The 22,486-nt window shown below is 66.4% G+C and carries 20 protein-coding genes and 3 tRNA genes; 10 read left to right on the top strand and 13 right to left on the bottom strand.

Features of this window, described 5'->3' with window-relative positions; genetic code table 11:
• The first annotated feature begins 8 nt into the window (after positions 1-8).
• From FHT26_RS02515 to FHT26_RS02485, 7 genes are all read left to right on the top strand, one after another.
• A tRNA-Leu gene (locus FHT26_RS02515) sits at positions 9-95 on the top strand.
• A gap of 29 nt (positions 96-124) precedes the next feature.
• A complete protein-coding gene (gene tig, locus FHT26_RS02510) occupies positions 125-1,432 on the top strand; it encodes a trigger factor (protein ID WP_168558587.1) in 1,308 nt (435 codons plus the stop codon).
• Between the two features lie 205 nt (positions 1,433-1,637).
• Complete coding sequence (gene clpP / locus FHT26_RS02505; protein WP_168558586.1) at positions 1,638-2,261, top strand: ATP-dependent Clp endopeptidase proteolytic subunit ClpP; 624 nt, start codon at positions 1,638-1,640, stop codon at positions 2,259-2,261.
• Positions 2,262-2,427: 166 nt separating this feature from the next.
• Positions 2,428-3,693: an ATP-dependent Clp protease ATP-binding subunit ClpX gene (clpX, locus tag FHT26_RS02500; protein ID WP_056808498.1), complete on the top strand. Its 1,266-nt coding sequence runs from the start codon at positions 2,428-2,430 to the stop codon at positions 3,691-3,693.
• Positions 3,694-3,806: 113 nt separating this feature from the next.
• A complete protein-coding gene (lon, locus tag FHT26_RS02495; RefSeq protein ID WP_056808499.1) occupies positions 3,807-6,245 on the top strand; it encodes an endopeptidase La in 2,439 nt (812 codons plus the stop codon).
• A gap of 151 nt (positions 6,246-6,396) precedes the next feature.
• Positions 6,397-6,472: transfer RNA gene (locus FHT26_RS02490), tRNA-Gly, on the top strand.
• Between the two features lie 88 nt (positions 6,473-6,560).
• Positions 6,561-6,634, top strand: a tRNA-Cys gene (locus FHT26_RS02485).
• A gap of 230 nt (positions 6,635-6,864) precedes the next feature.
• Here the strand turns inward: FHT26_RS02485 and FHT26_RS02480 are convergent.
• The 13 genes from FHT26_RS02480 to ccmA all read right to left on the bottom strand — a co-directional run bounded on the left by FHT26_RS02480 (position 6,865) and on the right by ccmA (position 17,293).
• On the bottom strand, positions 6,865-8,619 hold the full coding sequence (locus FHT26_RS02480) for a methyl-accepting chemotaxis protein (RefSeq protein WP_168558702.1): 1,755 nt from the start codon (positions 8,617-8,619) through the stop codon (positions 6,865-6,867).
• Positions 8,620-8,649: 30 nt separating this feature from the next.
• Positions 8,650-9,174, bottom strand: coding sequence for a chemotaxis protein CheW (locus FHT26_RS02475; protein WP_168558585.1), 525 nt, complete (start codon positions 9,172-9,174; stop codon positions 8,650-8,652).
• Positions 9,175-9,573: 399 nt separating this feature from the next.
• Positions 9,574-9,933: an HrpB1 family type III secretion system apparatus protein gene (locus tag FHT26_RS02470; protein ID WP_168558584.1), complete on the bottom strand. Its 360-nt coding sequence runs from the start codon at positions 9,931-9,933 to the stop codon at positions 9,574-9,576.
• Between the two features lie 132 nt (positions 9,934-10,065).
• A complete protein-coding gene (locus tag FHT26_RS02465) occupies positions 10,066-10,281 on the bottom strand; it encodes a hypothetical protein (protein WP_168558583.1) in 216 nt (71 codons plus the stop codon).
• Positions 10,282-10,393: 112 nt separating this feature from the next.
• Complete coding sequence (ccmI, locus tag FHT26_RS02460; protein ID WP_168558582.1) at positions 10,394-11,668, bottom strand: c-type cytochrome biogenesis protein CcmI; 1,275 nt, start codon at positions 11,666-11,668, stop codon at positions 10,394-10,396.
• A gap of 1 nt (position 11,669) precedes the next feature.
• Positions 11,670-12,146 carry a cytochrome c-type biogenesis protein gene (locus FHT26_RS02455; protein ID WP_168558581.1) on the bottom strand — a complete coding sequence of 159 codons (477 nt, stop codon included), beginning with the start codon at positions 12,144-12,146 and terminating at the stop codon, positions 11,670-11,672.
• Positions 12,143-12,688 carry a DsbE family thiol:disulfide interchange protein gene (locus FHT26_RS02450; RefSeq protein WP_168558580.1) on the bottom strand — a complete coding sequence of 182 codons (546 nt, stop codon included), beginning with the start codon at positions 12,686-12,688 and terminating at the stop codon, positions 12,143-12,145. Before FHT26_RS02450 ends, FHT26_RS02455 begins: the two co-directional genes overlap by 4 nt.
• Positions 12,685-14,655 (bottom strand): heme lyase CcmF/NrfE family subunit, encoded by a 1,971-nt coding sequence (locus FHT26_RS02445; RefSeq protein ID WP_168558579.1) that lies wholly within the window; start codon positions 14,653-14,655, stop codon positions 12,685-12,687. Before FHT26_RS02445 ends, FHT26_RS02450 begins: the two co-directional genes overlap by 4 nt.
• Positions 14,652-15,089: a cytochrome c maturation protein CcmE gene (gene ccmE / locus FHT26_RS02440; RefSeq protein WP_168558578.1), complete on the bottom strand. Its 438-nt coding sequence runs from the start codon at positions 15,087-15,089 to the stop codon at positions 14,652-14,654. The genes FHT26_RS02445 and ccmE overlap by 4 nt, the downstream gene beginning before the upstream one ends.
• 17 nt (positions 15,090-15,106) lie before the next feature.
• Positions 15,107-15,271, bottom strand: coding sequence for a heme exporter protein CcmD (gene ccmD / locus FHT26_RS02435; RefSeq protein WP_168558577.1), 165 nt, complete (start codon positions 15,269-15,271; stop codon positions 15,107-15,109).
• Positions 15,271-16,020, bottom strand: a complete 750-nt coding sequence (locus FHT26_RS02430) for a heme ABC transporter permease (protein ID WP_168558576.1) — start codon at positions 16,018-16,020, stop codon at positions 15,271-15,273. Before FHT26_RS02430 ends, ccmD begins: the two co-directional genes overlap by 1 nt.
• On the bottom strand, positions 16,020-16,685 hold the full coding sequence (ccmB, locus tag FHT26_RS02425) for a heme exporter protein CcmB (RefSeq protein WP_168558575.1): 666 nt from the start codon (positions 16,683-16,685) through the stop codon (positions 16,020-16,022). Before ccmB ends, FHT26_RS02430 begins: the two co-directional genes overlap by 1 nt.
• Complete coding sequence (ccmA, locus tag FHT26_RS02420; protein ID WP_168558574.1) at positions 16,682-17,293, bottom strand: cytochrome c biogenesis heme-transporting ATPase CcmA; 612 nt, start codon at positions 17,291-17,293, stop codon at positions 16,682-16,684. The genes ccmB and ccmA overlap by 4 nt, the downstream gene beginning before the upstream one ends.
• 477 nt (positions 17,294-17,770) lie before the next feature.
• On the opposite strand from ccmA, the gene FHT26_RS02415 reads away from it, so the two are divergent.
• The 3 genes from FHT26_RS02415 (at position 17,771) to FHT26_RS02405 (ending at position 22,473) form a co-directional block, all read left to right on the top strand.
• Positions 17,771-18,751, top strand: a complete 981-nt coding sequence (locus FHT26_RS02415; protein WP_168558573.1) for an FAD:protein FMN transferase — start codon at positions 17,771-17,773, stop codon at positions 18,749-18,751.
• A gap of 121 nt (positions 18,752-18,872) precedes the next feature.
• Entirely contained in the window at positions 18,873-21,815 is a 2,943-nt protein-coding gene (locus tag FHT26_RS02410; RefSeq protein WP_349238071.1) for an HzsA-related protein, read from the top strand.
• A gap of 13 nt (positions 21,816-21,828) precedes the next feature.
• Positions 21,829-22,473 carry a hypothetical protein gene (locus FHT26_RS02405; protein ID WP_168558571.1) on the top strand — a complete coding sequence of 215 codons (645 nt, stop codon included), beginning with the start codon at positions 21,829-21,831 and terminating at the stop codon, positions 22,471-22,473.
• Positions 22,474-22,486 lie beyond the last annotated feature (13 nt).

Genomic DNA, 22,486 nt, shown 5'->3' with positions numbered 1-22,486 from the left:
GAGAATGTGCGCGGGTGGCGAAATTGGTAGACGCACCAGGTTTAGGTCCTGACGCCAGCGATGGTGTGGGGGTTCGAGTCCCCCCCCGCGCACCAGCTAACGAAACCAGAGAGTCCAGACAATCATGGCTGTCACTGTAGAAACCCTCGAGAAGCTCGAACGCCGCATCACGCTGACGCTGGCGGCCGACACCATCACCAACGAGGTCGAATCGCGCCTGAAGCGACTGTCCCGCACGGTCAAGGCCGACGGGTTCCGCCCGGGCAAGGTGCCGATGAGCGTGGTGTCGCAACGCTACGGCTACTCGGTGCAGTACGAGGTCATGAACGACAAGGTCGGCCAGGCCTTCGCGCAGGCCACCGCCGAAGCCAAGCTGCGTGTCGCCGGTGCCCCGCGCATCAGCGAGAAGGAAACCGCGCCCGAAGGCCAGATGGCCTTCGACGCCGTCTTCGAGGTGTACCCCGAGGTCAAGCTCGGCGACCTGTCGACCGCCGAGGTCGAGCGCGTCAGCACCGAAGTGACCGATGCCGCGATCGACAAGACGCTGGACATCCTGCGCAAGCAGCGCCGCACCTTCGCGCAGCGCCCGCAGGGCGAAGCGGCCGCCGAAGGCGATCGCGTGACGATCGACTTCGAAGGCAAGATCGACGGCGTGCCGTTCGATGGCGGCAAGGCCGAAGGCTTCCAGTTCCTGATCGGCGAAGGCCAGATGCTCGAGGCCTTCGAGAAGGCCGTCCGCGGCATGAAGACCGGCGAATCGAAGACCTTCCCGCTGCAGTTCCCCGAGGACTACCAGGGCAAGGACGTCGCCGGCAAGGAAGCCGACTTCCTGGTCACGCTGAACAAGGTCGAGGCGCAGAACCTGCCCGAGGTCAACGACGCGCTGGCCAAGTCGCTTGGCATCAAGGAAGGCACCGTCGATGCGCTGCGCGCCGACATCAAGCGCAACCTCGAGCGCGAGGTCAAGTTCCGCGTGCTGGCCCGCAACAAGTCGTCGGTGATGGACGCGCTGGTCAAGAGCGCCGAGCTCGACCTGCCGACCTCGCTGGTCAACGGCGAAGTCGAGCGCATGACCGAAGGCGCCCGTGCCGACCTGAAGAAGCGCGGCATCAAGGATGCCGACACCGCGCCGATCCCGGCCGAGATCTTCCAGCCGCAGGCCGAGCGCCGCGTCCGCCTGGGCCTGGTCGTCGCCGAGCTGGTTCGCGCGAACAACCTGCAAGCCAAGCCCGAGCAACTGCAGGCGCACATCGAAGAGATGGCGCAGAGCTACGAGAAGCCGGCCGAAGTGGTGCGCTGGTACCTGGGCAGCCGCGAGCGCATGGCCGAGGTCGAAGGCGTGGTCATCGAGAACAACGTGACCGAATTCGTGCTGGGCAAGGCGAAGGTCACCGACAAGGTGCTGCCGTTCGACGAACTGATGGCCGGCTGATCATTTCGACCGCCATGCGAAGGGCGCCGGGCTGAAAGGCCTGGGCGCCCTTTGCCATTCGAGGGTCTGCCATTCGAGGGTTTGCCTGCGTCGGCTTTGTTCACGCCAATGGACGCAGTTTCTTCGAACGCGGACTTGTCGCGACATAATCAAACCCAATCTCCGTGGGACTATCACGAACCTCCTCAAGGACGCAAGGACGATCATGAGCGCGCTGGAAACACAAAGTCTGGGCATGGTGCCCATCGTCATCGAGCAGTCGGGCCGCGGGGAACGGGCTTACGACATCTACAGCCGCCTGCTGCGCGAGCGGGTCATCTTCCTGGTAGGGCCGGTCAACGACCAGTCGGCCAACCTGGTCGTCGCGCAGCTGCTGTTCCTCGAAAGCGAGAACCCCGACAAGGACATCTCGCTGTACATCAACTCGCCGGGCGGTTCGGTGAGCGCGGGCATGTCGATCTTCGACACGATGCAGTTCATCAAGCCCGACGTGTCCACGCTGTGCATGGGCATCGCCGCCAGCATGGGCTCGTTCCTGCTGATGGCCGGCGCCAAGGGCAAGCGCTTCGCGCTGCCGAATTCGCGCGTGATGATCCACCAGCCCTCGGGCGGCGCCCAGGGTCAGGCCACCGACATCGAGATCCATGCCCGCGAGATCCTGAAGACCCGCGAGCAACTGAACCGGATCTATGCCGAGCGCACCGGGCAGACGATCGAGAAGATCCGCGCCGACATGGAGCGCGACTTCTTCCTCGACCCGACGGAAGCCAAGGACTACGGCCTGATCGACCAGGTGCTGACGCAGCGCACCCCGCCCGCTGCAACATGAGCTGACAGATCGGGCCCGCAGCCTCGGGTAAAACCGGGGTTGGACCTGGAAAAAGCCGTACAAAGCTGCAGAACGGGGCCCATTTGGGGCCCTTTTCCATGGCCTGGGCCCGAATTCTTTTGCTCTATCATTGACTCAGCCTTCTCAACGCACAGCGCATCCATCCATGGCCGACAAAAAAGGCTCCTCCAGCGAGAAAGTCCTGTACTGCTCCTTCTGCGGCAAGAGCCAGCATGAGGTGAAGAAACTGATCGCGGGTCCGTCGGTTTTCATCTGCGACGAGTGCATCGAGCTTTGCAACGACATCATTCGCGATGAAGTGCCGGCCGACACCGCCGAGGCCCGTGCCACCAAGTCCGACCTGCCGGTGCCCAGCGAGATCAAGGCGAGCCTCGATCAATACGTGATCGGGCAGGACACGGCGAAGCGCACGCTGTCGGTGGCGGTGTACAACCACTACAAGCGGCTCAAGCACATGGCGTCGTCGAAAGACGAGGTCGAGCTGAGCAAGAGCAACATCCTGCTGATCGGCCCCACCGGTTCGGGCAAGACGCTGCTGGCACAGACGCTCGCACGCCTGCTCAACGTGCCGTTCGTGATCGCCGACGCCACCACGCTGACCGAAGCCGGCTATGTCGGCGAGGATGTCGAGAACATCATCCAGAAGCTGCTGCAGAACTGCAACTACGACGTCGAGAAGGCGCAGCGCGGCATCGTCTACATCGACGAGATCGACAAGATCTCGCGCAAGGCCGACAACCCGTCGATCACGCGCGACGTGTCGGGCGAGGGCGTGCAGCAGGCGCTGCTGAAGCTCGTCGAAGGCACGATGGCGTCGGTGCCGCCGCAGGGTGGCCGCAAGCACCCGAACCAGGACTTCCTGCAGATCGACACGACGAACATCCTGTTCATCTGCGGTGGCGCGTTCGACGGCCTCGAGAAGGTCATCCAGAACCGCTCCGAGAAATCCGGCATCGGTTTCGCGGCGACCGTGCACACCAAGTCGGAACGCCGCGTGTCCGAGGTGTTCCGCGAAGTCGAGCCCGAAGACCTGATCAAGTTCGGCCTGATTCCCGAACTGGTCGGCCGCCTGCCGGTGGTCGCCACGCTGGGCGAACTGACCGACGACGCGCTGGTGCAGATCCTGACCGAGCCGAAGAACGCGCTGCTCAAACAGTACCAGAAGCTGTTCGCGATGGACGGCGTCGAACTCGAGGTGCGTCCTTCAGCGCTCGCCGCCATCGCCCGCAAGGCGCTGGCACGCCGCACCGGGGCACGCGGACTGCGTTCGATCATGGAGCAATCGCTGATCGACACGATGTTCGAACTGCCGACGCTCGATGGCGTCGCGAAGGTGGTGCTCGACGAGCACACGATCGAGGAAGACACCAAACCCTTGCTCGTCTACCGAGAGCAGAAGGCCAGTGCCTGAACAGGGCCATCGCCACGACAACGGATCCTGATGTTTGCCGGTGCGCCACACTGCGCCGGCTCCTTGCAAACGAATGCTTGAGCCCTAGATGGGCTTGAGAAAGAGAGGTTCCAATGTCCGGACATCCCGTTTTGCCCGCCGAGCCCATCACGATGCCGCTGCTCCCGCTGCGGGACGTGGTGGTGTTCCCCCACATGGTGATCCCGCTGTTCGTCGGACGCCCGAAGTCGATCAAGGCGCTCGAAGCCGCGATGGAAGCCGGCCGGCAGATCATGCTCGTCGCGCAACGCGCGGCCGGCAAGGACGAGCCCAAGCCCGACGACATGTTCGAAGTGGGTTGCGTCTCGAGCATCCTGCAGATGCTGAAGCTGCCCGACGGCACGGTGAAGGTGCTGGTCGAAGGCATCCAACGCGCCAACACGCATTCGATCAGCGACAACGGCGAGCACTTCATGGCCGAAGTGACGCCGGTGCCGCCCGAGACCGAGGCCAAGCCCGAGGTCGAGGCGCTGCGCCGCGCGGTGACGCAGCAGTTCGACCAGTACGTCAAGCTCAACAAGAAGATCCCGCCGGAGATCCTGACCTCCATCGCGGGCATCGACGATGCCGGCCGCCTGGCCGACACGATTGCGGCACACCTGCCGCTGAAGCTCGAGAACAAGCAGTCGGTGCTCGACCTGTTCGCGGTCGACAAGCGGCTCGAGAAGCTGCTCGAGCAACTCGAACATGAAGTCGACATCCTGCAGGTGGAGAAGCGCATCCGCGGGCGCGTGAAGCGCCAGATGGAGAAGAGCCAGCGCGAGTACTACCTGAACGAGCAGGTCAAGGCGATCCAGAAGGAACTCGGTGACGGCGAAGAAGGCGCCGACATGGAGGAGCTGGAAAAGAAGATCACTGCGGCGAAGATGCCCAAGGAGGCCCGCAAGAAGGTCGATGCCGAGCTGAAGAAGCTGAAGCTGATGTCGCCGATGTCGGCCGAAGCGACCGTCGTGCGCAACTACATCGACACGCTGATCAACCTGCCGTGGACCAAGAAGACCAAGATCAAGCACGACCTGCCGAATGCAGAGGCCGTGCTGAACGAGGACCACTACGGCCTCGAGAAGGTCAAGGACCGCATCCTTGAGTATCTCGCGGTGCAACAGCGAGTCGACAAGGTCAAGGCCCCGATCCTGTGCCTGGTCGGCCCCCCGGGCGTCGGCAAGACCTCGCTCGGCCAGAGCGTGGCGCGCGCCACCGGGCGCAAGTTCGTCCGCATGGCGCTGGGCGGCATGCGCGACGAGGCCGAGATCCGCGGGCACCGCCGCACCTACATCGGCTCGATGCCGGGCAAGGTGCTGCAGAGCCTGTCGAAGGTCGGCACCCGCAATCCGCTGTTCCTGCTCGACGAGATCGACAAGCTCGGCATGGACTTCCGGGGCGATCCTTCGAGCGCATTGCTCGAGGTGCTCGACCCCGAGCAGAACCACACCTTCAGCGACCATTACGTCGAGGTTGACTTCGACCTGAGCGACGTGATGTTCATCGCCACGTCGAACTCGATGAACATTCCGCCGGCGCTGCTGGACCGGATGGAGGTGATCCGCCTTGCGGGTTACACCGAGGACGAGAAGGTCAACATCGCTCAGCGCTACCTGCTGCCGAAGCAACGCAAGAACAACGGCGTGCAGGACGAGGAGATGGAGGTCACCGAATCGGCGATCCGCGGGATCATCCGCTACTACACGCGTGAAGCCGGCGTGCGTTCGCTCGAGCGCGAGGTGTCCAAGATCTGCCGCAAGGTGGTGAAGAGCATCCAGCTGAAGAAGCAGGTCGGCAAGATGGTCGTCAGCGAAGAGAACCTGAACGACTTCCTCGGCGTGCGCCGCTTCAACTACGGCCAGGCCGAGAAGCGCAACCAGGTCGGCCAGGTGGTCGGCCTCGCGTGGACGGAAGTGGGCGGCGATCTGCTGACCATCGAGACCGCGGTGATGCCGGGCAAGGGCAACATCATCCGCACCGGCTCGCTGGGCGACGTGATGAAGGAGTCGGTCGAGGCGGCACGTTCGGTGGTGCGCAGCCGTGCACGCCGCCTGGGCATCAAGGACGAGATGTTCGAGAAGCGCGACATCCACATCCACGTGCCCGATGGCGCGACGCCGAAGGACGGCCCGAGCGCGGGTGCTGCGATGACGACGGCCTTCGTGTCGGCGCTGACCAACATCCCCGTGCGTGCCGACGTGGCGATGACCGGCGAGATCACGCTGCGTGGCGAGGTCACGGCCATCGGAGGCCTGAAGGAGAAGTTGCTCGCGGCTCACCGCGGCGGCATCAAGACGGTGCTGATCCCGGAGGAGAACGCGAAGGACCTTCAGGACATTCCGGAGAACGTGAAGAACCACCTCGAGATCGTGCCGGTGAAGTGGATCGACCAGGTGCTGGAGATCGCCCTCGAGTCGGCACCGCAAGCGCTGGCCGATGAAGAGGTGCCGAAGGTCGACGGCAAGGCCGAAGCTGCGGCCACGCCTGCGGCGCCGGCCACGGCACCTGCGACCGACGCGCTGAAGCACTGAAGAAAGTTTGAAAAAAATCGGCCGGTCTTGCGGATCGGCCGATTTTGAACATATACTGTGAGTCTTGGTTGATACAGCAAAGCAACTGCAACGAAGTGAGAGCTTCAAGCGAGCAGAGCGAGTTGATCAAGGGATCGAAAGATCCGGCAAAGCGGGAGTAGCTCAGTTGGTAGAGCGCAACCTTGCCAAGGTTGAGGTCGCGAGTTCGAGCCTCGTCTCCCGCTCCAAATTCAAAGGGAAGCTTTCGAGCTTCCCTTTTTGCCTAGATGACGCAAGAGCGTGACGCAAGAGCGTCAGGCAAGACAAGTTAAGCGGGGCGCGGTAGCAAAGCGGTTATGCACCGGATTGCAAATCCGTGTAGGTCGGTTCGACTCCGGCCCGCGCCTCCAAAGAACTCAGTGAAATCAGCTCGTCTGAACGCCTCGCACTGCGAGGCGTTTCTGCTTCCAGCTGCGAGACATGGCCCATGTCCTGCAGCCGCTGCTGCACTTCGGTACCCGAAGAACATCGGATCACTTGTCTGAAGACCGTTGTCGCTGCCGGGCCCGACAAGTGATGAGCTGCGACTTCTGATCGATGCGCAGGTGGAACACTCACTTGCTGTGCTCCACGCCTTCCATCAGAACGAAGACCAATCCGTCGTACCCGTCGCCGCTGAGCTCAATCTTGCCGGCGCAGCGTGGCCAGCCTGCTTTCGTGCGATCACCGTGAAGCTCGGGCGTGCAGCACGCGGCGAGTCGTTCGCGCTGCGGCGATCTTGCAGTCCCGCTTCCAATGTGGAGCCTATCGAATCTGATCGGCCATTCGCGTCGCGATCCATCTTGAAGTTGGCCACGGCTTGCACCAATTGCTTGGCTTGGATGTTCATGCTCTCTGCGGCGGCGGCGCTTTCTTCGACCAACGCGGCGTTCTGCTGAGTTGCCTGATCCATCTGCGTGACCGCTTCCCCGACCTGCGCAACTCCGGCGCTCTGCTCCGTGCTGGCAGCACTGATTTCGCTCATGATGTCGGTGACGCGCTTGATGGAGCCGACGACCTCCCTCATCGTGACGCCGGCCTGGTCGACCAACGCAGTGCCTTGCTCGACGCGTTCGACGCTGGTGTTGATCAGGCCTTTGATTTCCTTCGCCGCATCGGCCGAACGCCCTGCGAGATTGCGGACCTCGGAGGCGACGACTGCAAATCCGCGCCCCTGTTCACCTGCTCTTGCCGCTTCGACGGCAGCGTTCAGCGCCAAGATGTTCGTTTGAAACGCGATGCCGTCAATGACGCTGATGATGTCCGAGATCTTCTTGCTGCTGTCGTTGATCCCCCGCATCGTCTCGACAACCTGGTCGACCACCTCACCGCCTTGGATCGCGACAGTGGTCGCGCCCTTTGCCAATTGATCCGCTTGGCGGGCGTTGTCCGCGTTCTGCTTGACGGTCGCGCTCAGCTGCTCCATCGATGCGGCGGTCTCTTCCAGGGCGGACGCCTGCTGCTCGGTGCGGCCGGACAGGTCGTTGTTCCCTTGCGAAATCTCCGCGCTCGCGGTCGCGATGCTGTCCGCCGAGGTCCGCACCTGGCTGATCAGCGCAACCAGTTGTCGTTGCATGGCGCCCATTGACGCGAGCACGCTGCCCGCCGGCGCCGATTCCGCGCCGCGCACCGGGCCCAGGTCCCCCGCCGAGACACGCTGCGCCGCATCGCTGAGATCGGCGGGTTCAGCTCCGAGCGACCAGACCAGCCGGCGCGTGATGAACCATCCGAGGACGAAGGCCACGATCGTTGCGAAAGCGCTCAGGGCCAGAACGACTGCGCGTTGCCTGGCAAAGACCTCCGAGGCCATCTCAACCTCTCTTTGGCTCGCCGCGTGACTGTATTCCGCATAGTCCTTTGCGGCTGCCAGCAATGCGGCGAGCAAGGGGCGGCATTCGACGTTCATCTTCTCGATCGCTTCGTCGGACTTGCCGCCGGCGGCCAGTTCCACGATGGCGAGCGCGACAGGACGGTACTGAGACTCGACCTTGTCAAATGCGTCGACGAGCTTGCGTTCCTGGTCGGTCGCATCTGCTGCTTTGCCGACGTTCTCGCGCAGAGACTTGAGGCTGGCCTGCAGGCCGTCATTCGCCGTGATGGCCATCTGCTTCGACGATGCACGGTCGGCATCTGTCTTCACAAGCACCATGTCGCGAACGCCGATCGCGCGTTGGCTGGCGTAGGAACGCACGTCGGCGGCAAGGTTCTCGCGCTCGGACGAACCGTTCTCATGCGCGATGAACCTTTCGTTGGAGCCGCCAAGTCCGTGCAATGCGACGATGCTGACGATGACCACCAATGCGGCGAGGGCGCCAAAGGCCAGGATGAGTTGCCTTTTGACAGATAAATTGTTCATGTACTGCTCCAGTTTCACGGATGCTGTTGACTAGTGAATCGCCGGGATCAGGCCCATGTCGAAGCTCGACATGAGCTTGCCGATGTCCAGCAAGATCAACATTCGTTCGCCTTCGCTCTGGGCGATGACGCCGATGCCCACGATGTGGTTCGCATCGATCGAAGAATTGAACTCGGGAGCGGGCCTGATCTGGTCAAGCGTGAGTTCTATGACGTCACTCACGGAGTCGACGACGGCGCCTACCGTTCGGCCGGCGATGCTCAGGATGATCGTGACGGTGACCGGTTCGCAGTTCGCGGCTTCGCCGAACTTCGTCCGCAAGTCGACGACAGGCACGATCACCCCCCGCAGGTTCAACACGCCTTTGATGAACGAGGGTGCACCGGCAATGCGCGTCGGAGTTTCATACCCGCGAATCTCCTGCACTTGAAGAATGTCGATTCCAAACTCCTCGCCTCCAATGCGAAACGTGAGGCATTCACGCATCAGCGTGTGGCCGATGGCGAGGCTGGAAGGGGAGGGAGCGGACGAGGAAGCGCCAGCGCGTGGATTCATGGGATTCCGATCTGAAGGACTACACGGAGGTCGATGGCCATGCCACCTTCCACACTCAATCTGATCTCGCGCTATTCGCAGGAGCGCACCGATGACTGCGGGCGCAATTGTGGTAAGAAAAGGAAAAACGGATAAGTAAATTAGTCACATTTAATCATTTATGATTAACGCGACAAAAAATATGCGACTTTATGACGAACGCAGTCATTTTTGGCTGCGTAGCCCTGGCGTGACTGCTGGCTCGCTCGGCCTGCGGGTCATCAGCGGGTCGGCTCCCGCATTGGCGACGGCAGCGAGAAGACCGTTGAAGGGCGCTGACATCGACCACCGGCCCTGCCCGGTGCCACCGCGATGGCCGCGGAGGAACAGCGACGCATGGGTCATGGGTCGCGCGCACCTTCAAACCGTCGCGCTCGTCTCCAGCAGATGCCGCATCGCCGTGCGCATCAACGGATCATCGCTCTCGGCCAGCGCACTTGCTTCCAGGTGCCAGATCGGATCGCCGAGCAGGTAGGTGCACAAGGCCTTCAGGTCGGGGCAGCAATCGTCCGGCAGCGTCTGCAGGAAGTGCAGTGCGTCGCGCGGCTCGTTGCGCAGGATCGGGATGAAGGCGCCGATGGCCAGTGCCGATGGCGCGACGTCCGGCAGGTCGCGAAGCTGGAACCACAGCGCTTCGGCGCGGCCGAGTTCCTGGCGCACGATCGCGTCGATCATCTCCTGGACCAGCTGCGCAATATCGTCTTTGGTGTGCGGGCTCATGACGGGCTTTCGGGGTAGTGCGCATCAGCGCACAAAGCGGTCCGCCGGGTCGCGGCCGCGTCAGAGGTGCCGGACAAGGCCGCAGCGCGGCCGGTCCGACAGGTCGATCTTCGTCAAGGTGATCGGTGGGACTCAGTCGCCTCCCCCCGGAACCATCGACTTCAGGCGCTGGATGATGGCGCTGGCGGCGCCGCCCGGGCCGGCTTGCTGGCCGCCTTGGGCTTGCTCGCCACCACCAGGGCCACCCATCAGGCCACCGAGGGCTTGCAGGCCAGGGGCCTTGCTGAGGGCTTGCGCGGCCATGGGAAGGGCACGGGTCAGTGCGGCACCGATTGCGGGAATGGGCATGTGAAATCCTTTCAGTTGGGACGCTGTCGGGTGACAGCGCTGAAAGGAAGTGTCGTCGGCGAGCGCCCGGCGTCGCGGCTCCGAAGCGAAGCGCGCGATGCCGGGCCGAAGCTCAGGGCCTGATCTGGTCGATCTGCACCGCGACGCCAGTGGCGCCCGGCTTCACCACCGGGCCCTGGCCGATCAGGTCGCCGGTCGATGGCGTCGCGCTGCCATTGCGCGACACCCGCACCTCGATGCGCACCTCGGGCACGCTCGACAGCTTGAACTGCGGGCTCATCGCGGTCGAGTCGTCGAGCACGAAATCCATCGGCAGGTCCGACACCAGCCCGCGCTTCACCGCCAGCGGCATGCGCGGGCCCTGCGGCGCACGCGCGAACACGAACACCGTGTCGCCCGGCTGCACCTTCGACGCCAGGGCAGGGGACAGCGTGACGCGCCCGCTGACCGACGTCGCCGTGCCCGCGGCCGGCTTGTTGGCCGCGGTCGCCGCCGTGGCGGCAGACGCCGATGCTCGCGCGGCAGACGCCACCGGCGCCGAAGCCGCCGCCCCCGCCGTGCCGCTGCGGATCTCGGCCAACGTCTGCACGATGAACTTCGCGTAGTCCGACTCCGGTGGCAGCATCGGCAGCAGCTGCTGCCATTGCGCTGCGGCCGTCTTCATGTCCTGCCGCTGGTACGCCGCCGTCGCCGACATCGACAGCGCCATCGCATTGTTCGGGTCGATCGCCAGCGCCTGCTGCACCAGCTTCAGCGGCTTGCCCTGCAGGTCGCCATTCGCCGTCGTCGCGAGCACGTCGGCGTACTCGGTCAGCAGCACCGGATCTCGGTCCAGCATCTCGGCACCGACGTGCTCGAAGGCCTTCGCCGAATCGGCCGGCCGGCCCATCGCGCGGTACGAGCGGGCGAGCACCATCCAGGCCTTCGGATCGTCCGGGTTCTTCTCGACGCGTGCCGCGAGCGCGGCAATCATCTGTTCGATCTGCTGCTGCGTCACCTCGCCGCGTTGCGCGGGCGGCGCCGGCGGGTTCAGCGCGGCCGGGTTGCCGCGCCACGCGTAGAGGCCGGTGGCCAGCAGCGGCAACGCCACCGCGAGCGCGACCATCGTGCCGCGGCCCGAGCTGCGCGGTGCGATCGCCGGCTCGGCGACCTCGGCATCGGCCAGCAGGCGCTTCTGCAGCTCGCCGCGCGCCTGTTCATGGTCGGCGGCCTGGATGGTGCCGGCTGCGAGGTCGCGGTCGAGCTCGGCCAACTGGTCGCGGTAGACGGCGGTGTTGGCGTCGCGGGCGGTCGATTCGGCGGCCTGCGCGGCGCGCCGCCAGGGTCGCAGCAGCACGAGCAGGGTGGCGGCGACGAGCAGCGCCGCGGCAATCAGGAAGGTGGCCATCTCAGGGGCGCTCGGCAGTTGTGGGGTCGTTGTTCAGCAGCGCCATCGCGCGCTGTTGCTCCTCGGCAGTCAGCGCGACGGCATCGGGCGCCGTGCGGCGGCGCAGGAAGGCGACCAGCGCCACCAGCCCGCCGCCGAGCAGCACGAACGGGCCGAGCCACAGCAGCCAGGTGGTCGGCTTCATCGGCGGCCGGTAGCGCACGAAATCGCCATAGCGGCTGACCAGGAAGTCCATCACCTCCTGGTCGGTCTTGCCCTGGCGGATCAGCGTGCGGATCTCGCGGCGCAGGTCTTCCGCCAGGTCGGCGCGCGAGCCGGCCAGCGATTCGTTCTGGCACACCAGGCAGCGCAGCTCCTCGGCGATGCCGACCAGCCGCGCCTCGACGACCGGGTCGTCGGCCAGCGGCGGGGCATCGGCGGCATGCACGCTGCAGGCGAACGCGATCGCCAGCGCGACTCCCATCATCAACCGCTTCATGTGCCGAGTTCCTTGAGCATCGGGATCACTTTCGAGCGCAGCACATCGTCGGTCAGCGGCCCGATCTGCTTGAAGCGGATCGTGCCGGTCTTGTCGATCAGGTAGGTCTCCGGCACGCCGTAGACGCCGTAGTCGATGCCGACGCGCCCGTCGGCATCGACGGCGGTCGCGACATACGGGTTGCCGAACTCGGTCAGCCAGCGCTGCGCCTCGTCGCGCTTGTCCTTGTAGTTCAGGCCGACCACCGGCACCAGGCCGAGCTTCGCGAAATTGACGAGCACCGGATGCTCCTGGCGGCACGGGCCACACCAGGTGGCCCACACGTTGAGCATCCACACCTTGCCGCGCATCTCCTGCGGCGTGAACTTCGCGGCGTCGGCCGCGGTCGCGCCAGACGCCTCGAGCCGCGGCAGCGAGAACATCGGCGCCGGCTTGCCGATCAACGGCGACGGCACCTCGTGCGGGTCGTGGTTCAGGCCGACGGCGAGGAACACCGCCAGCACCGCGAACAGCCCGAGCGGGATCAGGAAGTATTTCTTCATGCGGCCGCTCCGGTGGCGCCCGACAGCGTCGCGCCGACCCGCTGCTTCAGCTTCAGCCGGTAGCGCCTGTCGCTCGCGGCGAGTGCCCCGCCGGCGGCCATCAGCAGGCAGCCGAGCCAGATCCACACGACGAAGGGCTTGTAGTACACCCGCACGCTCCAGGCCGCGGCCTTGCCGCCCGGGCCGGCTTCCAGCGGTTCGCCCAGCGAGACGTACAGGTCGCGCGTCAGGCCGCTGTCGATCGCGGTCTCGGTCATCGGCATCTGCGACGACGCATAGTTGCGCTTCTCGGGGTTCAGCCGGTTCAGCACCTGGCCGTCGCGCGACAGCTCGACCTCACCTCGCTGCGCGATGTAGTTGGGCCCGCGCACTTCGTCGACGCCGAGCAGCTTGACGGTGTAGCCGCCCAGCGCGACGGTCTCGCCGACCGCCATGCGCACGTCCTTCTCGACCTCGTAGCCCTTCACCATCGTGACGCCGACGACGAACACCGCGATGCCGACGTGGGCCAGGTGCATGCCCCAGTACGCCCGCGGCGGCCAGCCTGATTTCAGGCGGGTGCGGATCTGGAACACGCTGCTCGCGACGATCCACACCGCCAGCAGCAGGCCGAGCGCGACCAGCGGCGACCAGTTGCCGACGAACGCCGGCAGCAGCGCGCCCAGCACGACGGCGATGCCGGCGGCCATCCACAGCCGCTGCGACATGTCGCGCGCATCGGCGTGCTTCCAGTTCGCGACCGGGCCGATCGCGATCAGGAACAGCAGCGGCACCATGATCGGCACGAACACCGCATTGAAGTAGGGCGGCCCGACCGACAGCTTGCCCAGCCCCAGCCCGTCGATGATCAGCGGGTACAGCGTGCCCAGCAGCACCGAGCCGGCGGCCACCATCAGCAGCACGTTGTTGATCAGCAGCAGCGTTTCGCGCGACATCAGCGCGAACGCGCCGCCCAGGCCGACCTTGGGGGCGCGGTACGCGAACAGGCTCAGCGAGCCGCCGATCACCGCGCTCAGGAACAGCAGGATGAAGATGCCGCGGCGAGGGTCGGTCGCGAAGGCGTGCACCGAGGTCAGCACGCCGGAGCGGACCAGGAAGGTGCCGAGCAGCGACAGCGAGAATGCGCAGATCGCGAGCAGCACGGTCCAGTTCTTGAAGCTGCCGCGCTTCTCGGTGACGGCCAGCGAATGGATCAGCGCGGTGCCGACCAGCCACGGCATGAACGACGCGTTCTCGACCGGGTCCCAGAACCACCAGCCGCCCCAGCCGAGCTCGTAGTAGGCCCAGTACGAGCCGAGCGCGATGCCGAGCGTCAGGAAGGTCCAGGCGACGTTGGTCCACGGCCGCGACCAGCGGGCCCAGGCGGCGTCGAGCGTGCCGGCCAGCAGCGCGGCGATCGCGAAGGCGAACGCGACCGAGAAGCCGACATAGCCCATGTAGAGCATCGGCGGGTGCACGATCAGGCCCGGGTCCTGCAGCAGCGGGTTCAGGTCCTGGCCTTCGACGGCGGCCGGGATCAGCCGGTCGAACGGGTTCGACGTCAGCAGCATGAATGCGAGGAAGCCGGCGGCGACCAGCCCGAGCACGCCGATCACGCGCGCGACCATCGGCAGCGGCAATTGGCGCGACAGCAGGCTGACGGCGAGGGTCCAGCCGTTGAGCATCAGCAGCCACAGCAGCAGCGAGCCTTCATGGCCGCCCCAGACGGCGGCGGCGCGGTAGGCGGTGGGCAACTGCGAATTGGAGTGCTCGGCGACGTACAGCACCGAGAAGTCGTTCGCGACGAAGGCCTGCATCAGGCAGGCGAACGCGAACGCGACGAGCAGGAACTGCGTCTGCGCCGCCGGCCGCGCGAGCGAGGTCCACGCGACCTTGTTGCGGTGGGCGCCGGCGATCGGCAGCACGCCCTGCACGATCGAGACGAGGAAGGCGAGGATCAGCGCGAGGTGGCCGAGTTCGGGGGTCATTTGAGTGTGTTCCTCATCTTCTTGGCTTGCTCGACCGCATGGGCGGCCTCGGGCGGCATGTAGTTCTCGTCGTGCTTGGCCAGCACTTCGGTCGCGACGAAGCTGCCGTCGCCATCGAGCTTGCCCTGCACGACCGCGCCCTTGCCCTCCTGGAACAGGTCCGGAAGGATGCCGGTGTAGCGGATCGCCACGTCCTTGGCGGTGTCGGTGATGACGAAGCTGACGGTCATCTGGTCGCGCTTCAGCGTGCCCTGCCGCACCATGCCGCCCACGCGGAACGCACGGTCCTTCGGGGCTTCGCCGGAGACGACCTGCGTCGGCGTGAAGAAGAACGCGACGTTGCTGTTCAGCGCGTTCAGCACCAGGGCGGCGGCGACGCCGAGGCTGGCGACGGCGCCGACGATGATCGCGAGGCGTTTGTGGCGGGGTTTCATGTGTGCTTGCTTTCCTGTCATGCCTCGTGCTGATCCTTCAGGGATCGCAACAGTTCCCGGCGCTGCTGGCGCAACAGCAGGCTTTCGACCAGCATCGCCAGCGCGCACGCGCCGAAGCTGCCCCAGACGTAGAAGGCGTAGCCGCCCATCGCGAAGAAATCACCCACGCTGTTCCACTGCATCACGATGCCTCCACGGCTTGACGAACCCAGTCGGCATGGCGCTCACGTTCGAGGATGATGTTGCGCACCCGTGCCAGCGCGACCGCGATCGCATACATCCAGAAGGCCAGCGCCATCAGCAGCATGCCCCACAGCATCGTGACGGCCATCGACGGCGACTTCGTCATCGAGATCGTCGCGCCCTGGTGCAGCGTGTTCCACCACTTCACCGAGAAGTAGATGATCGGCACGTTCACCACGCCGACCAGAGCCAGCACCGCGCCGGCACGGTCGGCCCGCTTCGGGTCTTCGATCGCCGCCTGCAGCGCGAGGAACCCGAGGTACAGGAAGAACAGGATCAGCTCCGACGTGAGCCGCGCGTCCCAGACCCACCAGGTGCCCCACATCGGCTTGCCCCAGAGCGACCCGGTCAGCAGCGACAGCAGTGCGAAGAGTGCCCCGGTCGGCGCCAGCGCCGAGGCCATCATCGACGACACCCGCGTGTTGAACGCCAGGCCGATGCCGGCCCAGAACGCCATCGCGCAGTAGATGACCATCGACATCCAGCTCGCCGGCACGTGCACGAAGATGATCCGGTAGCCCTCGCCCTGCGTCGCATCGGTCGGCGCGACGAAGAAGCCGATCCACAGGCCGGCGATCGTGAGCAGCGCAGCCAGGCCTGCAAACCAGGGCTGCAGCTTGCCGGCAAGGGGGTAGAAGGTGGCGGGCGATGCGTAGCGCATCCACGGGCTGGCTGAGTGCTTGTCCATCATTCGATTGCGATGCGAAGAGCCGCGGTGGTGGCCCAGGGTGCGAAGAATACGGCGAGCGCGAGCAGCGCCCCAAGGATCGACAACTGCGCCGACGAGCCCAGCCCGGCGCTCTGCGCCTCGACCGCGCCGGCGCCGAAGATCAGTGTCGGCACGTACAGCGGCAGTACCAGCAGCGCGAGCAGCGTGCCGCCGCCGCGCACGCCGAGCGTCAGCGCGGCACCGATCGCGCCGATCAGGCTCAGCACCGGCGTGCCCAGCAGCAGCGCCAGCATCAGCACCTGCAGTTCGCCGGCGTCCAGGTTGAACTGCAGCCCGAGCAACGGCGCCAGCAGCACCAGCGGCAGCCCGCACAGCAGCCAGTGCGCCGCGATCTTGCCGGCCACCAGCAGCGCGAATGGGCGCGGCGACAAGGCCATCTGCTCGAGCGTGCCGTCGGCATGGTCGCTCGCGAACAGCCGCGGCAGCCCGAGCAGCGTGGCCAGCAGCGCCGCGACCCACAGCACGCCCGGGCCGATGCGGCGCAGCATCGCCGGTTCCGGCCCGATGCCGAGCGGGAACAGGCTGACCACGACGACGAAGAAGAAGAGGGCGGTGACGACCTCGCTGCGCCGGCGGGCGGCCAGCAGCAGGTCTCGCTTCAGAGCAACGAAAAGGGTGTTCATGCGGCGAGGCTCACGGTCTCGCCGGCCGGCAACGGTGCCGGCTGGTGGCTGGTCAGGATCGCCAGGCCGCCCTGCGCCAGGTGCGCACCGATCAGTTCGCCCATCAGCTCGACCGCATCGGTGTCGAGGGCGGCGAACGGCTCGTCCAGCACCCACAGCGTCGCCGGGCGCACCAGCAGCCGGGCCAGCAGCACGCGGCGCTTCTGGCCGGCCGACAGCACGCGCGTCGGCAGGTGGCCGCGCCCGCGCAGCCCGATGCGGCGCAGCGCATCGCCGGCCTGAGCGTCGTCGAGCGCCACGCCGTCGATCGCGCAGGCCTGCCGCAGGTTCTCGAACGGCGTCAGCTCGTCCTTCACCGCTGCGTGGTGGCCGAGGTACAGGCAGGCGCGGCGGAAGTCTTCGCCGGCCTCGCGGATCGGCGTGCCGTTCCAGCGCACCTCGCCGTCATCGGGTGGGTTCAGGCCGACCAGCGTGCGCAGCAGCGTCGTCTTGCCGGCACCGTTCAGCCCGCCCACCTGCAGCCAGCGGCCGGGCGCCAGCGACAGGCTCAGGTCGGCGAACAGGGTCCGGTCGCCGCGCGAGCAGCGGAGGTGATGGGCACTGAGCATGGAGTGGGACGAGGGCGCGGGCAAGGCAAGGGAAAACCAGGAGGGCGGCGATCGATCGCCGGTATCGGAAGGGGCTGCGGTTCGGTGTCGATGGGGCCGTGGGTCGGTTCAATGGTGGGTCACGCCCAGCCCGGGAGTATCGGTGCCCTCGCGACCAGCTCGCATCAGGGACAGCACGATCTGCGCCATCGCTGCCGGCCGGCGTGCACGGGCCCATCCGGTTGCCTTCGTTCACATCTGATTCAGATCTCGTCTGGACGAGCAAAAACGGTCACCGTTTCTTCTGGAACAGGATGTAAGGTCGCCTCCGTTTGCCAACTATTGACACATTTTCAGGGGTTTTCGGGAAGAAGATCCGCTCCGCCGTCCAGGCACGTGATCTGCGTAGGACATGGATCAACAGACGGTCAACGATTCCGAGGGAATGAAGTGCAGTTGGTTCCGGAGGGCCTCGTGTCCAGCAAGCCAGTCAGGTCGATGAACCCCGTCCAGCCCGCCCAACCGGCCGTGCGGGGCGGTGGCTGGCTGCGCCGCGAGGAAGCCATCATGGGCACGTCGGTCTCCGTCGAGCTGTGGAGCGACGATCGCGCGGCCGGCGAGGCGGCGATCGCCGCCGTGATGGCCGACATGCAGCGCATCGATTGGACCATGAGCCCGGTGAAGGCCTCGTCCGAGCTGTCCCGCATCAACCGCGAAGCCGCCACGCAGCCGGTGGCGCTCAGCAACGAGCTGTACGGCCTGCTGGAACGCGCCCTGTATTTCTCGCAGCTCTCCGACGGCGCCTTCGACATCACGTTCGCCAGCGCCGGCCAGCTGTACGACTACCGCGAGCAGCGCGCGCCGACCGAGGCCGAGCTGGCCACGGCCCGTGCCGCGATCGGCTGGCAGCAATTGCTGCTCGACCCGCAGCACCGGACCGTCCGCTTCGGCCACCCCGGCATGCGCATCGACCTGGGCGGCTTCGCGAAGGGCCATGCGGTCGACCGCGCGGCCGCGATCCTGCGCGGCCACGGCATCCGCCACGCGGTGGTGGCCGCCGGCGGCGACAGCTACGTGCTCGGCGACCGCCGCGGCCGGCCGTGGAACATCGCGGTGCGCGACCCGCGCCGCCCGGACCAGGTCGTCGCGGTGCTGCCGCTCGAAGACGTCGCGATGTCGACCTCGGGCGACTACGAGCGCTTCTTCGAGCGCAACGGCGAGCGTTTCCATCATGTGATCGACCCGAAGACGGGGCGGTCGGCACACGGCCTGCGCAGCGTGACCATCCTCGCCGAGGACGGGCTCACCAGCGAAGGGCTGTCGAAGAGTGTTTTCGTGAAAGGCCTTGCAGAGGGCATGCGGCTCGTCGAGTCGCAGGAGGGCGTCGATGCCATCGTGATCGACGCGGAAGGTGTTCTGCATTACTCCTCCGGCTTGCTGGGCGCCGCCCCGCAGTCCGGCAACCCAGGCCGGCAGTAACACGACCGGCCGCATCGGAGGCGAGAAGATGAAGTACCCCACAGCAACCCAGGTCCCCGCGAGCGATCGCAGGGCGTACCGATGCAGCCTCCGGTTCGCGGGGGCGGCGCTCGTCGCCACCGTGGCGGCCGTACTCGCCGCCTGCGGCAGCGGCAGCAGCGATTCCACCGTGGAAGGCGATGTGCCGCTCGCGTACACGCAGCGCGTCAACACGATGGGCATGAACCCGACCAACGGCGCGCCGTACGCCCAGGGCGGCGACCTGATGATCCGCGAGAAATCCTCGCCGAGCGCGCCCGAGCACAACATCACGAAGGACATCACCCAGGGCCACGGCGACGTGTCCGACCCCGAGGTGTCGTTCGACGGCAAGAAAATCGTCTTCGCGCTGAAGTGCGAAACCTCCAACACCTCGATGATCGACGGCGCCAAGGCCTGTACCGGGCGCTGGAACATCTGGGAATACGACATGACGAAGGGCGGCATGACCGGCGGGAGCTTCAAGCGCCTGACGAACTCGACCACCGCCGACGACGTCGACCCGGCCTACCTGCCCGCGGGCAAGGGCTTCGTCTTCACGTCGAACCGCCAGGGCACGTCGTTCTTCAACCAGGGCGTCGGCGGCGACCGCTTCGCGCTGGACGAGTACGAACGCGAGCGCGTGTTCAACCTGCACACGATGGACGCCGCCGGCGGCAACATCACGCAGATCTCGGTCAACCAGAGCCATGACCGCAACCCGGTCGTGCGCCCCAACGGCGACATCATGTTCTCGCGCTGGGACCACGTCGGCATGCGCAACCACTTCAAGGTGTTCCGCGTGAAGCCCGACGGCACCGACATGTTCGTGCTGTACGGCGCGCACAGCGACGGCAACAGCTTCCTGCACCCGCGCGACATGGACCCGAACGGCAAGTTCAAGGGCTTCCTCGCGTCCGACCTGATGCCGCTGTCGCGCACGAAGGAAGGCGGCGGCCTGGTCATGGTCGACGCCGCCAACTATTCCGAACAGAACACGCCGGCCAACCCGGGCGTCGCGCCGCAAGGCGGCCAGTACTACCCGACGGCGGAAACGCTGAACATCGGCGGCGGGCTGTCCGAATTCGGCCGCATCACGACGCCGTTCCCGCTGTGGGACGGCACCGACCGCGTGCTGGTCGCCTTCCGCCCGTGCGAGGTGACGAAGAACGGCAAGGTGGTGCCATGCGCGTCGCTGACCACCGAAGAGAAGGCCCGCCTGGCCGATGACAACCGGATGGCCAGCGACGTCGCCGCCGACGGCGTGAAGGACAACGTGCCGCCGCCGTACGGCATCTACATGTTCAACCCGAACCGCCCGAAGGACGGCATGCAACCGGTGGCGCCGCCGCCGCCGGGCTTCATGAACACCGACCCGGTGCCGCTGCAGTCGCGTGCCGAGCCGAACGCCACCGACCCGACGCCGGTCGACGCCACGCTGGCCGCGCAGAAGCTCGGCCTGCTCGAAGTGCGCAGCGTCTACGACACCGACGGCCTCGGCCGCATGGGCGACCCGGTGATCGCCGCGGCCGACCTGTCGGCCACCTGCACCACCGCGATCGCGAAGACCAAGCCGACCGACCCGGCGGACACCCGCGCCCAGGTCGCCGATCTCGTCAAGATGAAGGACCCGGCGAACCCGGCCTACGGCTGTGCGCCGGCCCGCTTCATCCGTGCGTTCCGCGCCGCGGCCCCGAGCCAGGGCATGGGCGTGCGCCAGGCGATCGGCGAGACCGACTTCGAGCCGCAGCAGATCCTCGGCTATGCGCCGATCGAGCCGGACGGTTCGTTCAAGCTGCAGGTCCCGGCCGACACCCCGATCGGGCTGGCCGTGGTCGATGCCGAAGGCCGCGCCTTCCAGACCCACACCAACTGGATCCAGGTCCGCCCGGGCGAACGCCGCACCTGCGACGGCTGCCACAGCCCGCGCCGCGGCGGCGCGCTGAACTCCGGCACGGTCGCCAACACGATCCCGTCGGGCTGGATGGACGCCCTCGCCGGCGCCCACCAGTCGGGCGAGACGATGGCCGGCACCCGCACGCGGCTCGACCCGAACCTGCTGAAGCTGATGACCGACATGGTCTCGACCGACGTCTGGGCCGACCCGGCCAAGGCCGGCGTCACCGCGCGCAATTCGATCAGCATCAAGTACAAGAACAACACCGATCCGAAGGACGACCTGCTGACCGCGGCCCCGACCGACGGCGTCATCAACTACCCGGACCACATCCAGCCGATGTGGACGGTCAGCCGCGGCGTCAACGGTGCCGGCACCTGCGTCACCTGCCATGCCGACCCGGCCAAGCTGGACCTGACGGCGACCATCACCGGCACCGGCCGCACCGCGTCGTACGAGCGCCTGCTGATCGGCGACCCGCTGATCGACGAGGTCACCGGCCTGCCGAAGACCCACCTCGACGAAGGCGTGCCGATGATCGACCGCGAGCCGGCGATGGTCGACACGATGGCCAGCGAAGGCGATGCGCTCGGCATGGGGCGCAAGAGCCGCCTGGTGGAAATCCTGTCGGGGGCGACCCTGATGGCCAGCACGGAGGCACGCAAGCTGTACCCGACGCCGGCCGCAGGCGCGCCGGACCACTCGACGCTGCTGACCAAGGCCGAGAAGCGGCTGCTGGCCGAATGGATCGACCTCGGCAGCAAGTACTACAACGACCTGTCGGCCGGCGGCGTGAAGAACATCGGGCTGCTGACCCAGGCCTCGTTCGAGTCCGACATCTACCCGATCCTGCGCAGCACCTGCGCGGCCGGCTGCCACCAGGGCATCGGCAGCGACGAGATCGCCGCCGGCAAGGCGTTCCGCGAGAACCGCTTCGTGTTGCTGGGCGATGCGGAGGGCGATTTCAATGTCACACTGACGATGATCAACGACGCCTGCCATCCGGACAACAGCTCGCTGCTGAAGCGGCCGTCGACGATCCCGCACCCGGCGGGCGCCGCGAGTTCGCCGACGGCGGTGCTGCCGGTGGGCAGCGCGAACTACACGACGATCGCCAACTGGATCAAGAAGGGCTGTACCACCCCATGAGCTCCACCGTCCTATGAGGCAAGCGTCTCCCGCGGCACCTGCGCGCGCACCCTGGCGGGTGCCGCTGCGCGCGGCGGGTGCCTGCCTCGCCGCAGCCTGGCTCGCCAGCTGCGGCGGTGGCGGCAACCCGCTGGGCAACCCGTCGTCGATCAACAACCCGGGGGGAGCGACCGGCCAGCGCCTGTCGTACGCCTACTTCCAGAAGTGCATCAACCCGATCTTCCTGGCGGCGCTTCCGATCACGCACAACGGCGTGACGACCGTCAACACCTGCGCCGGCTCGGGCTGCCATGACACGGTGGCCGGCACCGGCGGCGCGTTCCGCATCGCCACCGGCGCAACCGCGCTCGACGTGACCGACCCGGCCAACACGCCGGACGCGATCCGCGACACCGACATGTACAAGAACTTCTACTCGGCGCAGGGCGAGGTGGTGGGCGGCTCGACCACGCAGAGCCGGCTGCTCGCGAAGCCGCTGCTGATCAACGTGCTGCACGGCGGGGGCCAGATCTTCGCGAACGACCAGGACCCCAACGTCAAGCTGATCGAGTACTGGATCACCCACCCGTCGCCGTCCGGCCAGGACGAATTCAGCACCGCGACCTACAACATGTTCACGCCGGCAGACCCGAACACCGGGACCTGCAATACAAATTGACAACCAGGCAAGC

Origin of the sequence: Rhizobacter sp. SG703 (genome assembly GCF_012275445.1) — a bacterium.
Classification (GTDB): Bacteria; Pseudomonadota; Gammaproteobacteria; order Burkholderiales; family Burkholderiaceae_C; genus Rhizobacter.
The sequence above is the reverse complement of the archived record's forward strand: the minus strand, read 5'-3'. Positions and strand labels throughout refer to the sequence as shown.

Bases quoted from the DNA above. Each gene is read 5' to 3' on its own strand.
- tig (WP_168558587.1), top strand. From the start codon at position 125: ATGGCTGTCACTGTAGAAACCCTCGAGAAGCTCGAACGCCGCATCACG.
- clpP (WP_168558586.1), top strand. From the start codon at position 1,638: ATGAGCGCGCTGGAAACACAAAGTCTGGGCATGGTGCCCATCGTCATC.
- clpX (WP_056808498.1), top strand. From the start codon at position 2,428: ATGGCCGACAAAAAAGGCTCCTCCAGCGAGAAAGTCCTGTACTGCTCC.
- lon (WP_056808499.1), top strand. From the start codon at position 3,807: ATGTCCGGACATCCCGTTTTGCCCGCCGAGCCCATCACGATGCCGCTG.
- FHT26_RS02480 (WP_168558702.1), bottom strand. From the start codon at position 8,619: ATGAACAATTTATCTGTCAAAAGGCAACTCATCCTGGCCTTTGGCGCC.
- FHT26_RS02475 (WP_168558585.1), bottom strand. From the start codon at position 9,174: ATGAATCCACGCGCTGGCGCTTCCTCGTCCGCTCCCTCCCCTTCCAGC.
- FHT26_RS02470 (WP_168558584.1), bottom strand. From the start codon at position 9,933: ATGAGCCCGCACACCAAAGACGATATTGCGCAGCTGGTCCAGGAGATG.
- FHT26_RS02465 (WP_168558583.1), bottom strand. From the start codon at position 10,281: ATGCCCATTCCCGCAATCGGTGCCGCACTGACCCGTGCCCTTCCCATG.
- ccmI (WP_168558582.1), bottom strand. From the start codon at position 11,668: ATGGCCACCTTCCTGATTGCCGCGGCGCTGCTCGTCGCCGCCACCCTG.
- FHT26_RS02455 (WP_168558581.1), bottom strand. From the start codon at position 12,146: ATGAAGCGGTTGATGATGGGAGTCGCGCTGGCGATCGCGTTCGCCTGC.
- FHT26_RS02450 (WP_168558580.1), bottom strand. From the start codon at position 12,688: ATGAAGAAATACTTCCTGATCCCGCTCGGGCTGTTCGCGGTGCTGGCG.
- FHT26_RS02445 (WP_168558579.1), bottom strand. From the start codon at position 14,655: ATGACCCCCGAACTCGGCCACCTCGCGCTGATCCTCGCCTTCCTCGTC.
- ccmE (WP_168558578.1), bottom strand. From the start codon at position 15,089: ATGAAACCCCGCCACAAACGCCTCGCGATCATCGTCGGCGCCGTCGCC.
- ccmD (WP_168558577.1), bottom strand. From the start codon at position 15,271: ATGCAGTGGAACAGCGTGGGTGATTTCTTCGCGATGGGCGGCTACGCC.
- FHT26_RS02430 (WP_168558576.1), bottom strand. From the start codon at position 16,020: ATGGACAAGCACTCAGCCAGCCCGTGGATGCGCTACGCATCGCCCGCC.
- ccmB (WP_168558575.1), bottom strand. From the start codon at position 16,685: ATGAACACCCTTTTCGTTGCTCTGAAGCGAGACCTGCTGCTGGCCGCC.
- ccmA (WP_168558574.1), bottom strand. From the start codon at position 17,293: ATGCTCAGTGCCCATCACCTCCGCTGCTCGCGCGGCGACCGGACCCTG.
- FHT26_RS02415 (WP_168558573.1), top strand. From the start codon at position 17,771: ATGAACCCCGTCCAGCCCGCCCAACCGGCCGTGCGGGGCGGTGGCTGG.
- FHT26_RS02405 (WP_168558571.1), top strand. From the start codon at position 21,829: ATGAGGCAAGCGTCTCCCGCGGCACCTGCGCGCGCACCCTGGCGGGTG.